This is a genomic window from Arthrobacter sp. L77 (assembly GCF_000816565.1).
Taxonomy (GTDB): domain Bacteria; phylum Actinomycetota; class Actinomycetes; order Actinomycetales; family Micrococcaceae; genus Arthrobacter_D; species Arthrobacter_D antioxidans.
This window is the reverse complement of sequence record NZ_JWSU01000006.1, coordinates 117,144-136,357: the sequence shown is the minus strand read 5'-3', so window position 1 is coordinate 136,357 and position 19,214 is coordinate 117,144. Positions and strand designations below refer to the sequence as shown.

At 70.9% G+C, this 19,214-nt stretch carries 20 protein-coding genes and 2 pseudogenes; 8 read left to right on the top strand and 14 right to left on the bottom strand.

Features of this window, described 5'->3' with window-relative positions; genetic code table 11:
* Positions 1-198: 198 nt before the first annotated feature.
* Positions 199-1,023 (top strand): sigma-70 family RNA polymerase sigma factor, encoded by an 825-nt coding sequence (locus RY94_RS10860; protein WP_082046275.1) that lies wholly within the window; start codon positions 199-201, stop codon positions 1,021-1,023.
* A 101-nt stretch (positions 1,024-1,124) separates the two neighbouring features.
* Here the strand turns inward: RY94_RS10860 and pgsA are convergent, their stop codons facing one another.
* From pgsA to RY94_RS10840, 4 genes are all read right to left on the bottom strand, one after another.
* Complete coding sequence (gene pgsA, locus RY94_RS10855) at positions 1,125-1,745, bottom strand: phosphatidylinositol phosphate synthase (RefSeq protein ID WP_043446324.1); 621 nt, start codon at positions 1,743-1,745, stop codon at positions 1,125-1,127.
* Complete coding sequence (locus RY94_RS10850; RefSeq protein ID WP_052274263.1) at positions 1,745-2,368, bottom strand: HIT family protein; 624 nt, start codon at positions 2,366-2,368, stop codon at positions 1,745-1,747. Before RY94_RS10850 ends, pgsA begins: the two co-directional genes overlap by 1 nt.
* A complete protein-coding gene (thrS, locus tag RY94_RS10845; protein ID WP_043445051.1) occupies positions 2,368-4,380 on the bottom strand; it encodes a threonine--tRNA ligase in 2,013 nt (670 codons plus the stop codon). The genes RY94_RS10850 and thrS overlap by 1 nt, the downstream gene beginning before the upstream one ends.
* 155 nt (positions 4,381-4,535) lie before the next feature.
* Positions 4,536-4,838, bottom strand: a complete 303-nt coding sequence (locus tag RY94_RS10840; RefSeq protein ID WP_043445049.1) for a chorismate mutase — start codon at positions 4,836-4,838, stop codon at positions 4,536-4,538.
* A 163-nt stretch (positions 4,839-5,001) separates the two neighbouring features.
* Here RY94_RS10840 and RY94_RS10835 point away from each other — a divergent pair, with 163 nt between their 5' ends.
* The 3 genes from RY94_RS10835 to RY94_RS10825 all read left to right on the top strand — a co-directional run bounded on the left by RY94_RS10835 (position 5,002) and on the right by RY94_RS10825 (position 7,068).
* On the top strand, positions 5,002-5,259 hold the full coding sequence (locus RY94_RS10835; RefSeq protein ID WP_043445046.1) for a mycoredoxin: 258 nt from the start codon (positions 5,002-5,004) through the stop codon (positions 5,257-5,259).
* Between the two features lie 94 nt (positions 5,260-5,353).
* The gene (locus RY94_RS10830; RefSeq protein ID WP_043445044.1) at positions 5,354-6,439 is read left to right on the top strand and encodes an S-(hydroxymethyl)mycothiol dehydrogenase; all 1,086 of its coding nucleotides are present in this window, start codon (positions 5,354-5,356) and stop codon (positions 6,437-6,439) included.
* Positions 6,439-7,068, top strand: coding sequence for an MBL fold metallo-hydrolase (locus tag RY94_RS10825; protein ID WP_043445042.1), 630 nt, complete (start codon positions 6,439-6,441; stop codon positions 7,066-7,068). The genes RY94_RS10830 and RY94_RS10825 overlap by 1 nt, the downstream gene beginning before the upstream one ends.
* 18 nt (positions 7,069-7,086) lie before the next feature.
* Here RY94_RS10825 and RY94_RS10820 read toward each other — a convergent pair.
* The 5 genes and pseudogenes from RY94_RS10820 to RY94_RS10800 form a co-directional block, all read right to left on the bottom strand.
* Positions 7,087-7,662 (bottom strand): annotated as a pseudogene (locus RY94_RS10820) (lipoate--protein ligase family protein); the annotation flags it as partial.
* Between the two features lie 7 nt (positions 7,663-7,669).
* Positions 7,670-8,236 (bottom strand): annotated as a pseudogene (locus RY94_RS18420) (lipoate--protein ligase family protein); the annotation flags it as partial.
* 119 nt (positions 8,237-8,355) lie between these two features.
* Entirely contained in the window at positions 8,356-9,387 is a 1,032-nt protein-coding gene (locus RY94_RS10810; RefSeq protein WP_043445039.1) for an aldo/keto reductase, read from the bottom strand.
* A 105-nt stretch (positions 9,388-9,492) separates the two neighbouring features.
* Complete coding sequence (locus RY94_RS10805; protein ID WP_043445037.1) at positions 9,493-9,777, bottom strand: DUF427 domain-containing protein; 285 nt, start codon at positions 9,775-9,777, stop codon at positions 9,493-9,495.
* 117 nt (positions 9,778-9,894) lie between these two features.
* A complete protein-coding gene (locus RY94_RS10800) occupies positions 9,895-10,677 on the bottom strand; it encodes a thioesterase family protein (protein WP_043445035.1) in 783 nt (260 codons plus the stop codon).
* Positions 10,678-10,869: 192 nt separating this feature from the next.
* Here RY94_RS10800 and RY94_RS10795 point away from each other — a divergent pair, with 192 nt between their 5' ends.
* The 4 genes from RY94_RS10795 (at position 10,870) to RY94_RS10780 (ending at position 15,094) form a co-directional block, all read left to right on the top strand.
* On the top strand, positions 10,870-12,408 hold the full coding sequence (locus RY94_RS10795) for an MDR family MFS transporter (RefSeq protein ID WP_082046274.1): 1,539 nt from the start codon (positions 10,870-10,872) through the stop codon (positions 12,406-12,408).
* A 113-nt stretch (positions 12,409-12,521) separates the two neighbouring features.
* Positions 12,522-13,322 carry an SGNH/GDSL hydrolase family protein gene (locus tag RY94_RS10790; protein ID WP_052274260.1) on the top strand — a complete coding sequence of 267 codons (801 nt, stop codon included), beginning with the start codon at positions 12,522-12,524 and terminating at the stop codon, positions 13,320-13,322.
* Between the two features lie 55 nt (positions 13,323-13,377).
* Positions 13,378-14,289, top strand: coding sequence for a KPN_02809 family neutral zinc metallopeptidase (ypfJ, locus tag RY94_RS10785; RefSeq protein ID WP_043445033.1), 912 nt, complete (start codon positions 13,378-13,380; stop codon positions 14,287-14,289).
* 4 nt (positions 14,290-14,293) lie between these two features.
* A complete protein-coding gene (locus tag RY94_RS10780) occupies positions 14,294-15,094 on the top strand; it encodes a glycosyltransferase (RefSeq protein ID WP_052274259.1) in 801 nt (266 codons plus the stop codon).
* Between the two features lie 14 nt (positions 15,095-15,108).
* Here the strand turns inward: RY94_RS10780 and RY94_RS10775 are convergent, their stop codons facing one another.
* From RY94_RS10775 to fmdA, 5 genes are all read right to left on the bottom strand, one after another.
* Positions 15,109-15,729 carry a DNA alkylation repair protein gene (locus RY94_RS10775; protein ID WP_043445031.1) on the bottom strand — a complete coding sequence of 207 codons (621 nt, stop codon included), beginning with the start codon at positions 15,727-15,729 and terminating at the stop codon, positions 15,109-15,111.
* A complete protein-coding gene (locus tag RY94_RS10770) occupies positions 15,729-16,469 on the bottom strand; it encodes a hypothetical protein (protein ID WP_052274258.1) in 741 nt (246 codons plus the stop codon). The genes RY94_RS10775 and RY94_RS10770 overlap by 1 nt, the downstream gene beginning before the upstream one ends.
* Positions 16,466-17,386, bottom strand: a complete 921-nt coding sequence (locus RY94_RS10765) for an ABC transporter ATP-binding protein (protein ID WP_043445029.1) — start codon at positions 17,384-17,386, stop codon at positions 16,466-16,468. The genes RY94_RS10770 and RY94_RS10765 overlap by 4 nt, the downstream gene beginning before the upstream one ends.
* Before the next feature lie 23 nt (positions 17,387-17,409).
* Positions 17,410-17,778 carry a GntR family transcriptional regulator gene (locus RY94_RS10760; RefSeq protein ID WP_043445028.1) on the bottom strand — a complete coding sequence of 123 codons (369 nt, stop codon included), beginning with the start codon at positions 17,776-17,778 and terminating at the stop codon, positions 17,410-17,412.
* Between the two features lie 159 nt (positions 17,779-17,937).
* Complete coding sequence (gene fmdA / locus RY94_RS10755; RefSeq protein ID WP_043445025.1) at positions 17,938-19,194, bottom strand: formamidase; 1,257 nt, start codon at positions 19,192-19,194, stop codon at positions 17,938-17,940.
* Positions 19,195-19,214: the final 20 nt, after the last annotated feature.

Sequence of the window (19,214 nt, the reverse complement as noted above, 5' to 3'; positions counted from 1 at the left end):
CGCTCAGGACTCAAGACCCCGGACCGAAGTTTTGGCCGGTGTAAGCAGACGAACCTCAGCCTTTGAGCAGGATTGGCCTAAGGGGCCCGTACGCCCGAAACGCCGCTGATAGCTTCATCACGACACCTGCCGCCCCCGGCAGCCCCTCACCGGGCCGCTACGGGCAGCAATGCGACTAGCCAGCTGGGGAGCTTGCTCATGCATTCACGGGACCGTGAAAAACTTATCGTCGACAACCTGCCACTGGTCGGGTATCTCGTCTCGTCCTTGTGCGCCCGCGCCACGCATCTGTCGCGGGAGGACCTGGCATCCGTCGGAGCGATCGCGCTCATCACCTCGGCGGACGCCTTCGATCCCACGCTCGGCGTGCCGTTCGGCGCCTATGCCCGGCGTCGCATCACGGGCGCCTTCGCGGACGAGATGCGGTCCAACGACTGGGCGCCGCGGTCGGTCCGACGGCGGATCGGTGACACCCTGGGCGCGCAGGACGCCCTCGCTGCCTCCCTCGGCCGCAGGCCGACCACCGACGAGCTGGCCATGACGCTCGGCGTCAGCCGGCAGGAGGTCCATTCGGCGCTCGACGACGCCGCCCGCTCCGTGCACGTGCTCGACGAGACGGTGCTCGACCTCGTCCCGTCGCTCGACCAGCTGCCCGAGGCCTCGCTCCTCGCCGACGAGCAGATCCGGCACCTGCGGGCCGCCGTCGTCCACCTTCCGGCGCGCATGCGGCACATCATCGAGCAGGTCTTCTTCGAGGGCCGTTCGGTGACCGACGTCGCAGCCGAACTCGGCACCACGCACTCGGCCGTGTCGCAGCAGAAGTCCGAGGCGCTCCGGCTGCTGCACGACGGACTCGCGACCCACTACGCCGACACCCCCGGCGCGTCGCCCGCCCCGACCTCCAGGGTGGCTCCGAAGCGGCGCGCCGAGTACCTCTCGGCCCTGGGCACCGCGCTGACGCCCCTGCGCGGCCACGCGGCCACCTTCACCGGGCCCCGGCCGGCCCTCGCCTCCGCGTCCTGAGGCCTCGGCGGCTCCGAGGGCGCACGTGCGGCGGGTCCGGCCGACCTGGACCCACCCCACCTGCGCGCTCGGGTCGACGACGCCGGACGGGCCGGACGGTGTCAGGACGCCGGCCGCGCCTCGCGGGACTGCCGGCGCACGGTGCTGATCCGCTGGTAGACCGTGACGAGGCTCGCGGCGGCCAGGATGACCAGCACCGCGAGCAGGACCCCCTGGTGCAGCCCGAGACCCGTGAGCCCGGTGACCACGAGGACGGAGACGAGGCGCTCGGCGCGCTCGGCCACGCCCACGTTCGCGGTGAACCCGAGCGATTCCGCCTTGGCCCGCGCGTAGGACACGATCATGCCCAGCACGAGGCAGGCGAGGGCCGCGACCGCGATGGCCGTGTTCTGCCCGCCCGTGAAGAACCAGATGGCCACGCCGGCGAAGAGGGCGCCGTCGGCGATGCGGTCGAGCGTGGAGTCGAGGAAGTTCCCCCAGAGGCCGCTGTGGCCCTTGATCCTGGCCATGATGCCGTCGACCACGTCGGAGAACACGAACAGGGTGATGAAGACCGTGCCCCAGAACAGCTGCCCGAGCGGGTAGAACACCAGTGCGCCGCCGGCCACGCCGAGGGTGCCGGCGATGGTCACGGCGTCGGGCGTCACTCCCCACTTCAGCAGCAGCCTGGCCAGGGGCGTGAAGAGCCGGGTGAAGAAGCCCCGCGCGTACCGGTTGAGCATCAGGAGGCCGATCCCGCGTCGCCGGCGTCCCACGCCGCGGCGACCTGCCCGCGCACGTCGCCGAGCGTCTGGGTGATGGCCTTGGTCTGCGCGATGATCGGCAGGAAGTTCCCGTCCCCGCCCCAGCGCGGCACCACGTGCTGGTGCAGGTGGGCTGCGATCCCGGCGCCCCCCGTGACGCCCTGGTTCATGCCGAGGTTGAATCCGGAGGGGTTGGAGACCCGGCGCAGCACGCGCATGGCGGTCTGGGTGAGGGCGGCGATCTCCGCGGTCTCGGCGCCGTCGATGTCCGTGTAGTCGGGCACGTGCCGGTACGGGCAGACCAGGAGGTGCCCGGCGTTGTAGGGGAAGAGGTTGAGCAGCACGAAGGCGTGCGTGCCGCGGTGGACGATCAGGGCGTCCTCGTCGCTCAGCTGCGGAGCGCGGCAGAACGGGCACGACTCCTCCGTCGTCACCTGCTCCTGCCCGCCCTTGATGTAGGCGAGACGGTGCGGGGTCCACAGCCGCTGGAAGGCGTCGGGCACGCCGGCGAGTTCGAAGCCGTCGGTGACCTCCCGGTCACCCGGGTACCCGGCCGCCGGCTCGCCGAGCAGGGAGGTGTCCGGACTGTCGGCGTCGGCCATCAGAGAGTCGCCTCCCGGCTGCGGACCGCCTCCACGATCCTGCGGACGGCCTCGTCCACCGGTACCTGGTTGTCCTGGCTGCCGTCGCGGAAACGGAACGAGACCGCGTTGGCCTCCTGGTCCTCGCCTCCCGCGATGAGCACGAACGGCACCTTCTCCTTGCTCGCCGTCCTGATCTTCTTGGGGAAGCGGTCGGAGCCGGCGTCCACCTGCGCGCGGATGCCCTCGGCCTTGAGCTTGTCGACGACGTCGAACAGGTAGTCGTTGAAGGCCTCCGCCACGGGGACGGCGAGCACCTGCACGGGTGCCAGCCAGGCCGGGAACGCCCCGGCGTAGTGCTCGGTGAGGACGCCCATGAAGCGCTCGATCGACCCGAAGAGCGCCCGGTGGATCATGACGGGGCGCTGCCGGGTGCCGTCGGCCGCCTGGTATTCGAGTTCGAAGCGCTCGGGCAGGTTGAAGTCCAGCTGGATGGTGGACATCTGCCAGGTGCGGCCGATCGCGTCGCGCGCCTGGACGGAGATCTTGGGACCGTAGAACGCGGCTCCCCCGGGATCGGGCACCAGCTCCAGGCCGGAGGCCTCGCCGACCTCGGCGAGGGTGCGGGTGGCCTCCTCCCAGATCTCCTCCGAGCCCACCGACTTCTCGGGGTTGCGTGTGGAGAGCTCCAGGTAGAAGTCGTCGAGGCCGTAGTCCTTGAGCAGGCCCAGCACGAAGTTCAGCGTCCCCGTGAGCTCGTCCTTCATCTGCTCGCGGGTGCAGTAGATGTGGGCGTCGTCCTGGGTCATGCCCCGGACACGCGTCAGGCCGTGGACCACGCCGGACTTCTCGTAGCGGTAGACCGAGCCGAATTCGAACAGGCGCAGCGGCAGTTCGCGGTAGGACCGCCCGCGGGACCGGAAGACCAGGTTGTGCATGGGACAGTTCATCGGCTTGAGGTAGTAGTCCTGCCCGGGCTTGCGCACCGTGCCGTCCTCGTTGAGCTCCTCGTCGATGTGCATGGCCGGGAACATGCCGTCCCGGTACCAGTCGAGGTGCCCGGAGACCTCGTAGAGGTGCCCCTTCGTGATGTGGGGCGTGTAGACGAACTCGTATCCGGCGTCGGTGTGGCGCTGGCGGGAGTAGTCCTCCATCGCCTTGCGGATGGTGCCGCCCTTGGGGTGGAACACGGGCAGGCCGGAGCCCAGCTCGTCCGGGAAGGAGAACAGGTCCAGCTCCGTGCCGAGGCGCCGGTGGTCGCGCCGCTCCGCTTCGGCCAGCCGTTCCTGGTAGGCCTTGAGGGCGTCCTTGGTGGGCCATGCCGTGCCGTAGATCCGCTGCAGCTGCTTGTTCTTCTCGCTGCCGCGCCAGTAGGCGGCCGCCGAGCGGGTGAGCGAGTAGGCATTGGAGATGAGCTTGGTGTTGGGCAGGTGCGGACCGCGGCACAGGTCCTTCCACACGACGTCGCCGGACTTGCGGTCCACGTTGTCGTAGACGGTCAGTTCGCCGGCGCCCACCTCGACGGAGGCACCGTCCTCGTCCGTCGCGCCACCTTTGAGGCCGATCAGCTCGAGCTTGTACGGCTCGTCCTTCATCGCCTCGCGGGCCTCGTCCTCGGACACGACCCGGCGGACGAAGCGCTGGTTGGCGTTGACGATCTTCAGCATCATCTTCTCGAGCTGCTTCAGCTCGTCGGGCGTGAAGGGCTCGTCGACGTCGAAGTCGAAGTAGAAGCCGTCCGTGATGTACGGGCCGATGCCCAGCGTGGCCCCGGGGCGCAGCTGCTGCACGGCCTGCGCCATGACGTGCGCGGCGGAATGGCGGAGGACCTCGAGCCCCGCGGGGTCCTCGAGCGTCACGCCCTCCACGGCGGCGCCGTCGGGCAGTTCCCGGTCGAGGTCCACCAGGGCGCCGTCCACCCGCATGACGACGACGTCGCGCCGCTCGCCGAACAGCTCCGTGCCGGTGGTGCCCGCCGTCGCCTGCTTCTCTTCGCCGTCGACGATGAGTCTGATGGGCTGGGGCGCTGACACGGAGGGTCTCCTCGGGGAATCGGAACAGGGACGCCCGACAGGGCGTGACGGCACCCGATGAGCCCGGGGACCGCCGTGCTGATCGTATCGGGTGGGCGCAGGGCCGACCAACAAGCCCGGTGCGGGGCGACGCCGGGGCGTCATCCCGGCCTGCGCTACGGCTCCCGCCGTACCCGCAGCTCGTACTCGATGAAGGCCTCGATCATGGCACGGTAGGTCTGCTCGACGACGGCAGGGTCCACACCCTGCTTCGACGCGTAGCCGCGGACGTTCGTGATGACCTGCTCCACCCGGGCCGGCGCACGGACGGAGGCGTCGTCCCGCTTGAGGGCCCCGGCCCGCCGGACCAGCCGTTCGCGGCGGGAGATGAGGGACACGATCTGCTCGTCCACCTCGTTGATGGCCACGCGGACCGCGGCCAGCTGCTTCACGCTCTGTTCTTCCTCTGCTTCAGCCATGCCGTGAGCCTACCCGTGCGGTCCGCGGCGGCAAGGGGGCGACAGGACCCGGCCCGCAGGAATGGCCCGGTGCGATCACGCGTTGACGAGGGTGCGGGACCACACCGGGCCCGCACCCCCAACACCTGCGCGCGGAGATCCGTGCGCACAGACGAGGAGCACCGTGGACTACACGCCAGACGCAGGATCCATCACCATGTTCTCCACCACGTGGTGCGGATACTGCCGTCGCCTGAAGTCCCAGCTCTCCGCGCAGGGCATCGGCTACACGGAGATCAACATCGAGGAGGTCGAGGGGACCGCCGAACTCGTGGCGTCCCTCAACGGCGGCAACCAGACCGTGCCGACGGTGATCTTCCCCGACGGCAGCACCGCCACGAACCCCTCGGTCGCGGAGGTCCGGGCAAGGATCTCCGCCTAGGTCCTGCCGCCCCCGCGCACCCGCGCCGTCCCCATATGCTGGAAGCGGCAGGTCGGTCACCCGGCCGCCGCCCCCAGCGGAAGGACAGCAACACATGGTGCACACAGTTCAGGGCGTCGTGGTGCGGGCAAAGGATGCCCCCGCCACGATCGAGACCATCCTCGTCCCGGATCCCGGGCCCGGCGAGGCGCTCGTCGACATCCTCACCTGCGGCGTCTGCCACACGGACCTGCACTACAAGCAGGGTGCGATCAACGACGAGTTCCCGTTCCTGCTCGGGCACGAGGCGACCGGCGTCGTGAGCGCCGTCGGCGACGACGTCACGACCGTCGCCCCGGGCGACCGCGTCATCCTGAACTGGCGCGCCGTCTGCGGCGAGTGCCGGGCGTGCCGCCGGGGTGAGCCGCAGTACTGCTTCGACACGCACAACGCCACCCAGAAGATGACCCTGGAGGACGGCACCGAGCTCACGGCGGCCCTCGGCATCGGCGCCTTCGCCGAGAAGACCCTCGTGGCCGCCGGCCAGTGCACCAAGGTGGACCCTGCGGCCGACGCCGCCGCCGTGGGCCTGCTCGGCTGCGGTGTCATGGCCGGCATCGGTGCGGCCATCAACACGGGCAACGTCTCCCGCGGCGACTCGGTCGCCGTCATCGGCTGCGGCGGAGTGGGCATCGCCGCCGTCGCCGGGGCGAAGCTCGCCGGGGCCACCACGATCATCGCCGTGGACATCGACGACCGGAAGCTCGAGCTCGCGAAGGGCCTCGGGGCCACGCATGTCCTGAACTCGAAGGACGAGGACCCGGTGGAGGGCATCCGTGCGCTGACCGGCGGCAACGGAGCCGACGTCGTGATCGACGCCGTCGGACGCCCCGAGACGTACAGGCAGGCGTTCTACGCCCGCGACCTCGCCGGGACCGTGGTGCTCGTCGGGGTCCCGAACCCCGAGATGACCATCGAACTGCCGCTGCTCGACGTCTTCGGCCGCGGTGGCTCGCTCAAGTCCTCCTGGTACGGGGACTGCCTGCCGAGCCGGGACTTCCCGATGCTCGTCGACCACTACCTGCAGGGCACCCTCGACCTGGACGCCTTCGTCACGGAGCGCGTCCGCCTCGACCAGGTGGAAGAGGCGTTCGACAAGATGCACGGCGGCGCCGTGCTCCGCTCGGTGGTGGAGCTCTGATGGCCGCACGGGTGGAGCACCTCGTCACCTCGGGCACCTTCTCGCTCGACGGCGGTACCTGGGACGTCGACAACAACGTCTGGATCGTCGGCGACGACACCGAGTGCGTGGTCATCGACGCCCCGCACGACGCCGCGGCGATCGTGGAGCAGATCGGCGGCCGCACGGTCCGGGCGATCCTCCTCACCCATGCGCACGACGACCACATCCGCGCGGTCGCCGAGCTGGTCGACACCGTGCACGCGCCGGTCCACCTGCACGACGCCGATCGCCCGCTGTGGGACATGGTGTTCCCGGAGCGGAATCCCGACCGGTCGATCGGCGACGGCGACACGATCGAGGTGGCCGGCGTGACGCTGCGGGCGCTGCACACCCCGGGCCACTCCCCGGGCTCCGTGTGCTACTACCTGGAGGAGGCGGGCACCGTCTTCACCGGTGACACGCTGTTCCAGGGCGGGCCGGGCGCCACCGGCCGCTCCTACAGCGACTTCCCCACGATCGTCGAGTCCATCCGGACGAAGCTGCTCACCCTGCCGCCGGAGACCGTCGCCCGGACCGGGCACGGGGACAGCACGACGATCGGCGACGAGGCCCCGCACCTCCAGGAGTGGATCCGGCGCGGCTCCTGACGCCGTCGGCGTCCGGCCTCAGGACAGGCCGGACGCCGCAGGGGTCGCAGGCGCGGGGGCGCCGGGCGGGCGGGTGTCGGACGGGCGGGTGTCGGGCGCGGGAGCGTCGAGGCCGACGACGCCGGCATACGCGGTGAGCAGCGCGTGCTCGACGGCGTCGACGGTCACCCCGGGGGCGAGGTCCTCGGCCGCGCCCGCGGTGGACGGCAGCCACGCGAGCCCCAGGGCGGCGTAGGCGTCGGTCAGGACCGCCCGCAGGGGCGCCGCGTCCTCGACGACGATCACCGACGAGAACAGCCACGCGCCGGCGACCACCCGCTGGGCGGTCCCGACGAGCTTGATCACCGGGACGCCGCCGCGCCGTCCGTGCACGCTGAACTCGCCCGGGCAGTACTCCCCCGGCACCTCGCCCACGTGTGCGTCCAGTCCGACGTCGGCGAGCACCCCCGCGAAGAAGTCGCCGAACGCGGCGAAGCGCGCCCGGGTGCCGGCCACGGCGTCGGGCGCCGGCTCGATGTGGTCGACCACGAGGCAGCCCCGGTGGTAGGCGGCGGCGCGACCGCCCGCACGCCGGACGAGCGGCGATGTACCGTGCGGCGGNCCGCAGGGGCGCCGCTTCCTCGACGACGATCACCGACGAGAACAGCCACGCGCCGGCGACCACCCGCTGGGCGGTCCCGACGAGCTTGATCACCGGGACGCCGCCGCGCCGTCCGTGCACGCTGAACTCGCCCGGGCAGTACTCCCCCGGCACCTCGCCCACGTGTGCGTCCAGTCCGACGTCGGCGAGCACCCCCGCGAAGAAGTCGCCGAACGCGGCGAAGCGCGCCCGGGTGCCGGCCACGGCGTCGGGCGCCGGCTCGATGTGGTCGACCACGAGGCAGCCCCGGTGGTAGGCGGCGGCGCGACCGCCCGCACGCCGGACGAGCGGCGCGAAGCCGTGCCGGGCGACGGCGGCCGCGGCGTCCCCGAACCCCGGGAGCCGGGCGTCCCGCTGCCCGAAGGCGACGGTGGGGCTCGGACGGTAGAGGCGCAGGGTCGGCGACCGGTCCCCCGCGGCGACCTCGCGGAGGAGGCCGATCCCGCGGTCGAGTTCTGCGGCGGCGTCATCCCCCACCGGGTCGGGGACGAGCGCCAGCCCGGGTGCGCCCTGCCACGGAATGCTCATCCGTCCATCGTAGGCAGTCGACGCCCCCGGGCCGCGCCCACGCCCTGCCGGCAGCATCAGGTCACCGGCGCCCCGGACCCTTCCACGTCCGACCCGCACCCCGTTCACCGCGGGAGGAGCTAGCGGCCGCCGTCGATCGCCCGGCTGCGCTGCTCGATGCCGGGGACGCCGTACGGGTAGTCGGAGAAGGTCGGCGCGCTGACCTCGTCCAGGCGGCCGAGCTCCTCCGGCGTCAGGTCGAGGTCGGCGGAGGCGAGGTTGTCCGCCAGCTGCTCCTGCGTCCGGGCCCCGAGGATCACGGACGTCACGCCGGGCTGCGCGGCGACCCAGGCGAGCGCCACGTGCGAGGCGTTGACGCCGCGCTCCGAGGCGATCCCGGTCACGGTGTCGATGATCCGCCACGTGCGCTCCTGGGCGTTGCGCTGCTCCCAGGCCTCCATGCCGCGCTGCGGGTTCTCCCCCAGGCGGGTGGCACCCGTCGGCTCGGTGTCGCGCGTGTACTTGCCCGTCAGCCAGCCACCGCCGAGGGGTGACCAGGGGAGCATCCCCATGCCGGCGTCGAGCACGGCCGGCACGATCTCCGCTTCGATCTCGCGCACGAGCAGCGAGTACTGCGGCTGCAGGGTGACGGGGAGGGAGTAGCCGCGCTGCCGGGCGATCATGACGGCCTTCGTCAGCTGCCATCCGGTGTAGTTCGAGAACCCGTAGTAGCCGATCTTGCCCTGGACCACGGCTTCGTTCAGGAAACCGAGGGTCTCCTCGAGCGGTGTCAGCGGATCCCACGAGTGGACCTGGTAGAGGTCGATGTGATCGACGCCGAGGCGGGTCAGCGAGGCGTCGAGGGCCTTGCGGAGGTGGCGCCGGGACAGGCCGAGGTCGTTGACGTCCTCACCCATCGGGAACCGGCCCTTGGAGGCGAGGACCATCCGGTCCCGTTCCGCGGGGTTCTTCGCGAGCCACCGCCCGATGATCTCCTCCGACACGCCCGCCGTGTAGACGTCCGCGGTGTCGATCAGGTTGCCGCCCGCGGCGGCGTAGTCCGACAGGATGGCGTGGGAGCCGGCCTCGTCCGCTTCCGCGCCGAAGGTCATGGTGCCGAGGGCCAGGTGCGAGACCGAGGTGCCGCTGTTGCCGAGTGTCCGATACTGCATGGTGCTCCTTCGTCAGGGCGCCGGTCGGCGCCGTCGTCGGTGGGGGTGCCGGTCAGCAGCACGCGGAAGGGCGCCGTCGCCAGGACGGCGCCCTTCCGGGTGGTGTCAGTCGCTGATCGTGACGCCCTTCCAGAAAGCGTAGTGACCGCGGATGTTCTCCGCCGCCTCCTTCGGTTCCGGGTAGGTCCAGGCCGCGTCCGTGTTCTGCTCCCCGTCCACGGTCAGCGTGTAGTAGCCGGCCGTCCCCTTCCAGGGGCAGACGGTGTGCGTGTCGGTGGGTCGGAAGAACTCCTGCACGATGGATCCCGGCGGGAAGTAGTGGTTCCCCTCGACCTTCACCGTCTCCTCCGACTGGGCGACGACCGTGTCCTTCCAGATCGCTTTCGGCATGCTTCCTCCTCATCGACGGCGTCCCGCCCGGCGGCGCGGACTGCGTGTCCCGTGCAACCCCCGGACCGGCCGGGGCATTCCGGGGTGTCGGGTCCTCGTACGGTCAGAGCCTGCGGGTCAGAGCCTGCGGACCGTGAGGATCTGCTCCACGCGCCCGAAGGGTCCGTCGAGGTCGTGCACCACGCTGGAGGTCAGGCCCACGCCGTGCTCGCCGAAGGTCACGCGGGTATCCAGGCCCAGCCACTCGCCCCGCGGCATGCGGTGGAGGTGGATCTGCAGGTCCACATTCGGGAACATCCAGCTGTCGCCGCCCGGCGCCACACGGGACGCGATCCCGTTCGCGGCGTCCATCATGCCCACGAGCCGTACGACGTCGGAGGACTGGCGGCCCTCCACCATCGCATGGGGGTTGCGCAGCCAGACCTGGCCCCTGCCGGGCCGGTGTCCGGGGACCACGCGGACCTCGAGCGACCTGATGAAGCCGCCCGGCCACGCCGTCATGCCCTCGTGCGGTCCGGCGTCGTCGGGGCCGGGCATGCGCGGGTCCTCGGCGCCGGCGACGTCGGCCGTGTCCTGCGTGCCGAGCCGCCAGGCCCTGGCGATGATCGCGGTCCGGCCGGCCGCCTCCATGCGGGCCTCCACCAGTTCGATGGTCCGCCCGGGACGGACGACGGCGGTGGTCACGTGGAACTCCCCGCCGGGGATCATCCCGAGGATGTCGAAGCTCACGCGGCTGAGCTGCATCCCCTCGCGCGGCTCGCATTCGAGCAGGCACTGGGTGAGCAGGCCCGCGATGGGCGCCATGTGCTGCTCCTGCGGGTTCCAGGCGCCCTGGGCGTGGATGGTCGACTCGAATTTTCCGCTGCCGAGATCGCGGTAGAAAGAATTCACCCGCCCCATGCTAGGCGACGGCGGGCCGGCTCCCGGAGCGGAGCCTCTCCGGCCGGAATAGAGTCCGGCCGGCCGTGGTTCAGTTGATTGACCGGATCAACCATCGTGGGCTCCGGTCCGGCATGACCACAGACAATGACGGCACCCGGCCGGCGCAAGCCCCGAAGAGCCGCGCAGCACACAGAACCGAGCGGATTCCCCATGACCCAGAGCCCCCCGTCCCGCGTCACGGACGCCGATCCCGGCCGGGACGCGCAGCGCGCGGACGCCGCCGGCCGCACCGTCCGGACGACGGACGCCCCTGCCGCCGCCGCAGGGGCCCTCCCGGCCCGCGACAAGCTGGTGATCACGCTCCTGCTGATCTCGGCGTTCGTGGTGATCCTCAACGAGACGATCATGGGCGTCGCGATCCCCCGCCTGGTCACGGACCTCGGCATCACGGTGGGCGCCGGCCAGTGGCTGACCACGGCGTTCATGCTCACCATGGCCGTGGTCATCCCGATCACCGGCTTCCTCCTGCAGCGCTTCAACACCCGCCCCGTCTTCATGGCGGCGATGAGCCTGTTCAGCCTGGGCACGTTCATCGCGGCGATGGCTCCCGGCTTCGAGATCCTCGTGGTGGGACGCGTGGTGCAGGCCAGCGGCACCGCGATCATGATGCCGCTGCTCATGACCACGGTCATGACGCTCGTACCGCCGACCTCCCGGGGCAAGGTGATGGGCAACATCTCGATCGTCATCTCCGTCGCCCCCGCCCTCGGCCCCACCATCTCCGGCGCCATCCTCAGCACGCTCGACTGGCGCTGGCTGTTCTGGCTGGTCCTGCCGATCTCGCTCGCGGCCCTGGCCATCGGCTCGGCCAAGATGCAGAACGTGACCATGCCGCGTCGATCCTCCATCGACGTCCCCTCGGTGGTCCTCTCCGCCGTCGCCTTCGGCGGCATCATCTACGGGCTGAGCCAGCTCGGCGAGGCGTCCACCGGCAGCCCCGTCCCCGCCTGGCTGCCCCTCGTCGTCGGCCTGGCCGGCCTCGCGGTGTTCGTCACCCGCCAGCTCGTCCTGCAACGGCGCGACGCCGCCCTGCTCGACCTGCGGGTGTTCACCTCGAGGAACTTCTCCATCTCGATCGTCGCGATCGCGGTCAGCATGATGGCGCTGTTCGGCACCATCATCCTGATCCCCATCTACGCGCAGTCCGTCCTCGGCCTGAGTCCCTTCCAGTCCGGCCTGCTCCTGCTCCCCGGCGGGCTGGCCATGGGACTGCTCGGCCCGATCGTGGGCCGCATCTACGACCGCCGCGGACCCCGCGTCCTGCTGATCCCGGGCGCGTTCCTCGTGAGCGCCGTCTTCTGGGCCATGACGCAGGTGACCGAGACCACGCCCGTGCCCCTCGTCCTCGGCGCGCACGTGCTGCTCAGCATCGGGCTCGCGCTCATGTTCACGCCGCTCCTCACCTCGGCCCTGGGCTCGGTGCGGCCGCGGCTGTACTCCCATGGCAGCGCGGTCTTCGGCACCGTCCAGCAGCTGGCCGGCGCCGCCGGCACCGCGCTGTTCATCTCGGTGATGACGCTCCGGAGCACATCGCTGGCGGAGACCGGCGCCGCGGCCGACGCCGCACTCGCCGGAGGCATCCGGGCGGCCTTCCTGTACGGCGCGGTCATCTTCCTGCTCGCCGTCGTCGCCTCGTTCTTCGTCCGCCGGCCCGAGACCGCCGACGACGCCCCGGCACCCCTGCACTAGACCGGACACGGGCGACGGCTCGCCGCGTGCCGGGGCGCAGGTCCGGCGTCCCTCGGCGATAGGCTGGTGCGAACGCCTGTGGGGGCGGGTGGGCGCGAGAAGGGTGAGGTTCGATGGGTGGGAGCACTGGTGGTCCCCGCGCGGCGGTCCTGTCGGCCGTCGTGGCTCTGGGCCTCCTCCTCGGCTGCGTTCCCCCCGCCGCGGCGGACACCCGCGACCCATCGCTCCCGGTCGGCAGCATCGTGGAGAACCCCGCCACGGACCGGCGGGAGATCGTGGTACAGGATCTCCCGCGCACCGCCGTCCTCATCGGCGATTCCCAGGCCTCCGGGAAGCAGAGCTGGCCGCAGGTCGCCCTGCGCAGCCTCGGCTACTCGGTGAGGTTCGCGGGAGCGGGCGGCACGGGATTCGTCGCATCGAACCACCGCGACCGCATCCCCAACTACTACGACTCCCTCGCGAGCAACCGGTGGGTCCTGCCGCACGGGGACCCGGCCCTCGTCGTCATCGGCGGCGGCGGCAACGATGCCGCACTCGGGGCGTCCGACGGCGACATCCTCGGCAGCGCGAACGCGCTGATCCTCGGTCTCCAGCGCATCTATCCGTCATCGCGCCTCGTCATGGTCGGCACCCTCAGCCGCAGCGCCGAGGACGGCGGCGGCCGGCGCCACGAGGTGGACACCCTGCTGGGCGGTCTGGCGGAGAAACGAGGCATCCCCTTCGTCTCGGCGGGTGACTGGCTGACGACCCACGACCTCGCGGCCTTCCTCGCCGACAAGGTGCATCTGAACGCCGGCGGCAACAAGCGCGCGGCGGTGGTCCTCGAGAAGGATCTCCGGGCACTCCGGCTGAGCGCCGCGGACGTGCTCGCCGCCCGGACGCCGCCCACCCGCGCGCTCGCGCCGCTCCCCTAGCGTCCACCGGCGGGCCGCGGTCCCCGTCAACGCTAAGTCGGCTTATGGTTGGATCATGAGCTTCAACGACAACGTCCGACTCGACCCCTCGCGGGTCAGCGACCGACGGGGGCGGGGACGCGGCGCGGCCATCGGCGGCGGCGTAGGCGGCGGACTCCTCCTCATCCTCTCGCTGATCTTCGGTCCCGAGGTGGTCGACCAGCTCGGGCTCGACGACGGCTCCTCCATCGCACAGGAGCAGGGGGACACGGCCGGTACGAGCGGGGCGATCAGCGAGTGCCTCACCGGCGCGGACGCCAACGAGCAGCTGGACTGCCGGATCCTCGCGACGGCGGAGAGCCTCGACAGCTTCTGGCTGCCCTACCTCGAGCAGTTCGACGTGGCCTACACCGAGCCGGGTGTGGTCCTCTTCACCGGTCAGGAGAACACCGGCTGCGGCAGGGCGACGAGCGCCGTCGGCCCGTTCTACTGCCCGGCGGACGAGCAGACGTACTACGACACCGCCTTCTTCGACGACCTCGTCACGCGCTTCGGCTCCTCCAGCGGACCCCTCGCCCAGGAGTACGTGGTGGCCCACGAGTTCGGCCACCACATCCAGAACCTCATCGGCACCCTCGGCGCCGCGCAGCAGGACCCGCAGGGCGCGGAGTCCGGTGGCGTCCGCGTCGAGCTGCAGGCCGACTGCCTCGCCGGCATGTGGGCCGCCCACGCCGTCTCCGTCCCCGACGCCGAGTCCGGCGAGCCGTTCCTCCGCCCGTTCTCGGACACCGACCTGCAGGACGCCCTCTCCGCGGCGGCGTCCGTGGGTGACGACCGCATCCAGGAGTCCGCGACCGGGCAGGTGGACCCCGAGGGCTGGACCCATGGCTCCAGCGCCCAGCGCCAGGCCTGGTTCTCGCACGGCTTCCAGACCGGGGACCTGCCCTCCTGTGACACGTTCGCCGCATCCGACCTCGACGCCCCGTGACGCCATGACCGACGACACCCCCGCTTCCCCGAAGGACCCCCTCGTGACCGACCGCCTCGCCGTCGTCGTCCCGGTGTTCAACGAACCCGGCATCGCCCGCACACTCGACGCCCTCCGCGGGCAGCGCGACGCCGCGGACCTGCGCATCTACGTCGTGGACAACGGCTCCACCGATGACACCGTGCAGCGCGTCGAAGGCTACGCGGCCGCCCAGCCCGGCCTCGACGTCCGGGTCCTGGTGGAGCTGCAGAAGGGCACGGGCGCGGCGTGCGACACCGGGTTCCGCGCGGCCATCGCGGACGGCTTCACGCTCGTGGCCCGCACCGACGGCGACAGCGAGCCCGAAGCCGACTGGACCAGCCGCATCCGCGCCCTGTTCACGCAGCACCCGGAGGTGCAGCTGGTCGGCGGCACGAGCGTCCCGCTGCGGGACGGGCACTTCCGATGGGGCGACGATCTCCTCATGCCCGGCGCGATGGCGACACTGCGGGTCATGATGGCCGTGCAGCACCTGGACCCCGCCTACCTGCGCTTCGTCGCCGGCCACAACATGGCGGTGCGTTCCGCGGCCTACCTGGCGAGCGGCGGGATCGCGCGGACGTCGATCGACGAGCGCGACGAGGACATCGACTTCTCCGTCAGGATCTCCCGCCGCCTCGGCCTCGGCGCCGTGCACATCGACCCGCGGCTGCGGGTGGCGACGTCGATGCGGCGCGTCCGCCGGTACGGGCTCGGACTGATGGGCGTCCACCACCTCATGCCGGCGCTCCGGGGCAAGATCGTCCGGACCATCGACATCCGCTAGTACCCGCGGTCCCTTCAGGCCGCGCCGCTGCCCCGCACCAGGTCGACGGCCTCCTCGACCTCGGGCACGCGTCCCTGCCGCGCGCCCGAGACGAGGCGGACCGTCCGGCGGAACGAGGCGTCGTCGCCCTGCCCCGCCCGGAAGGCCGGCAAGTGGGTCAGGACCGCCGCCCGGCGCAGCGCGGCGTCCTCGCCGGCCGCCCACCGGTCCAGGACGGACGCCGCCCGGAGGGCATCCTGGCCCCGGAGCCGCAGGAGCAGCGGCCCCACCACGTCCACCGCGAGCGGATCCGCCAGTTCAGGCAGGTGCGCCGAGCGGAGGAAGCCCTCGATGCGGGTGAGGTCGGAGTGGCGCAGCAGCCGGCCCGCCGACTGCAGCAGAACCACGGCCGCCAGGCGGCGTTCGAACACGGGACGGGACCAGAGGTCGGAGGCGAGGGCGGTGACGTCGTCGTGCCCCAGCTCCGGGTACCGGCGTTCCGCATTGCGGACGGTCCCGCGGACCGCACCGATCGAGGCCCCGTAGTACTCGAGGCCCGTCCCGAAGCGCCGCTCGTAGTCCTCGGCGCGCTCCCAGGAGCTCTCGTACTGGAGGGCGTCGTCGATGAAGGCGGCGGCGTCGGAGGCCGTGTGCATCAGGCCGGCATCCTGCGCAGCGTGAGGTAGGAACCGACCGCCAGCAGCGCACCCAGGGCGATCGCCCACAGTGTCAGTCCCAGCGAACCGGCGTCGAGGACCCACCGCCCCACCTCCGGCCAGGCCTGCTGCCGGGTCACGAGCGCGATGAGGCCCACGAACACGAGGCCGAGGCCGATCATGACGATGGTGAGCACCATCGTGCCGTACCTCGTGTAGATCGTGGCGAACCAGAAGCCGATGATGAAGAACAGCATGGTGAGGACGAAGTACGTCAGGCCCGCCGCGAGCGGCCCTGCCTCCCACACCCACGCGAGGTAGGCGAAGTAGCCGTTCATGCCGTAGCCGTCCGTCGCCTGCTCGAGAAGCCCGAGCAGCACGAACGCGCAGGCCATCCCGACGCCGCTCACGGCCGCGGCGGCGAGGGAACCGAGGTAGAACTCCCGGCGCGTCAGGCTCATCGCCTGCGAGAAGGGGAACGTCATGGTCATCGCCTGGATGCCGACCCACAGGAAGTACCACAGCGGGGCCTGTGAGCCCCCACCGGTCTTGACCTCGCTGACCCCTGCGTTCTGGAGGATCCAGTAGATGAGCATCGTGAGGACCCAGGCGCCGCCCAGCACGAGGACCGGCACCCAGAGGAACGTCTGCGTATTGACGAACTGGAGGCGCACGACGTTGCGCGTGCGGTTGCGCACGGCGGGAGGGCGCGTCACGGCACCGGACTCGAGGGTGGTCATCGGAGGCTTCCTTCCTGGGTGGCCTCGGCGGGCGCGCCGGGGCCGGGCGTCCTCTGCTGGGTGAGGCGCACGATGAGCTGCTGGAGTGAGACGGGCGCGAGATCGAGGCCGCTCGCGGCGAGCCCCGCCCGCTCGCCGTCGTCGAGACGACCGAGGATCGTCACGGATGCCACGCGGCCGAGGCTCTCGCGGTGGATGACCTCGTGGCCGTGCAGGGCCCGTTCCACGATGGCGGCGTCGCCGACGACGTTGGTCGCCTGCGCGCGGGCGTCCTCCGTGGACCGGTCCATGATGATGCGCCCTGCGTCGATCACGAGCACGCGCTCGATGAGGTTCGAGACCTCGTCGATGAGGTGGCTGGAGAGGAGCACCGTCCGCGGATGCTCCGCGTAGTCGGTCAGGAGGCGGTCGTAGAAGATCTGGCGGGCAACGGCGTCCAGGCCGAGATACGGCTCGTCGAAGAAGGTGATCTCCGCGCGGGACGCGAGCCCGATGATGACGCCGACGGCCGAGAGCTGCCCGCGCGAGAGCTTCTTGATCGTGCGCTTGAGCGGCAGCTGGAACTCGTCCACGAGCTCGTCGGCGAGACCCTGGTCCCACCGGGGGAAGAACAGGCGGGCGGAGGCGAACGCATGGCGCGGCGTCGCATCGTCGGGATACTTCTGGCTCTCGCGCACGAAGCACATGCGGCTGAGCACGCGCGCGTTCTCGTAGGGGTCCTCACCGAAGACGCGCACCCGCCCGCTGGTCGGGAGGTTCTGCGCCGTGAGGATCGACATCGCCGTCGTCTTGCCGGCTCCGTTGCGTCCCAGGAAGCCGTAGATGGTGTCCCGCTGGATGTCGAAGCCGACGTCGTCGAGGGCCAGTACGTCCTTGTAGCGTTTCGTGAGGTTCGTGACCTCGATGACAGGGTCCATGATGTCCTTCGATCCGACAGGTCCTAGGGTGTTGCCGGTGCAGCACCGCCACGGACGAGGCTGGCGACGTCGTCCGGTTCGAGCCCGATCCTGCGGGCCTCGGCAAGCAGGGGCTGGACATAGCGGAGGGCGAAGTCGCTGCGCCGCTCGCTGAGCAGCAGCTCGCGGGCGCCGGCGGCGACGAACATGCCGATCCCCCGACGCTTGTAGAGCACTCCCTTGTCGACGAGCATGTTCACCCCCTTCGCCGCGGTCGCCGGATTGATGCGGTAGAAGGCGGCGAGTTCGTTCGTCGAGGGAGCCTGCGCCTCCTCGGCGATGCTCCCGTCCACGATCGAGTCCTCGACCTGCTCGGCGATCTGCACGAACAGGGGCTTGCCTTCCTCGATCACCGCGGCCTCCGGGTCAACTGGTTAGTTACTTAACTAGTTAACCGCCGTGGTGGGTCCACGTCAAGGGTCGAAGGGACGGCATGCCCGGACAGGGAGGCGCGGCTGCGCCGGTGGGCTCGATCCGGTCGGCCCCACCGGCGCAGGCGGGATCTGAGGGGCCTAGGTGTTGCTCGACCTCGGCGCACCCATGCCGGGGTCGATCCTGTGCGGGCCGGCCGAGGAGGGGCGGACGTCGAAGTCGAAGATCGCCGTGGGGATGTACACGGTGGAGCAGGAGTTGGGGATGTCCACCACGCCCGAGAGCCTGCCCTCGATCGGCGCCGATCCCAGCAGCAGGTAGGCCTGCTCCGGGCTGTAGCCGAACTTCGTCAGGTAGTCGATCGCGTGCAGGCAGGCCCGCTGGTAGGACAGGTGCGAATCGAGGTAGTGCTGCTTGCCGTCGAGGGTCACGGAGGTGCCCGAGAAGGCGATCCATTCGCTGTACCGGGGCTCGACGATGCCGGGCATGAAGATGGCGTTCTCGCTCACGCCGTAGGTGTCCATGCCGCCCCTGATGACGTCGACCCGGAGGTCGATGAAGCCGCCCATCTCGATCGCACCGCAGAACGTGATCTCGCCGTCGCCCTGCGAGAAGTGGAGATCGCCCAGGGACAGGTTCGCGCCGTCCACGAACACCGGGTAGAAGATCCGGGAGCCCTTCGACAGGTTCTTGATGTCCTGGTTGCCGCCGTTCTCCCGGGGCGGCGCCGTGCGGGCCGCCTCCCCCGCCACGCGGTCGAACTCCGACGCGGGCAGGCTCCCGAGCAGGGCGTGCTCCCCCTCGGGTGGCAGCGCGAGCGGGGGGACGCGGTGCGGGTCCGTGGCGATCAGGTCCCCCTCCCGCTTGTTCCACGTCGCCAGGAGGCCGGCGGACGGCGCCGTGCCCATCAGGCCGGGGTGGATGAGTCCCACGTAGGACACCTCCGGCACATGGCGCGAGGTCGCCACCTGCCCGCTGAAGTCCCAGATGGCCTTGTAGGCGTCAGGGAACTGGTCGGTGAGGAACCCGCCGCCGTTGTTCCGCGAGAAGATGCCGGTGTACCCCCACCCCTGCCCGGCGAGCGGACCCGAGTCCTCCTGGGGGATCGGGCCGACATCCAGGATGTCGACGACGAGGAGGTCCCCCGGCTTCACTCCCTCCACGGCGAAGGGGCCGCTGAGTTTGTGGACCGTGAGGAGCGGGGCATTCAGGATGTCGTCGGCGGAATCGTCGTTGACGATGGCGCCGTCGAACCATTCCCGGCAATGGACCCTGAAGGAGTCCCCGGGCTTCACGGTGGCCACCGGGGGAATCTCGGGGTGCCATCGGTTGTGCCCGACTTTCTCCTGGTCCTCGAACTTCCTGGTCGAATCGAGTGGGAATACGACGTCAGGCATTTCATCTCCTTTGATGATCG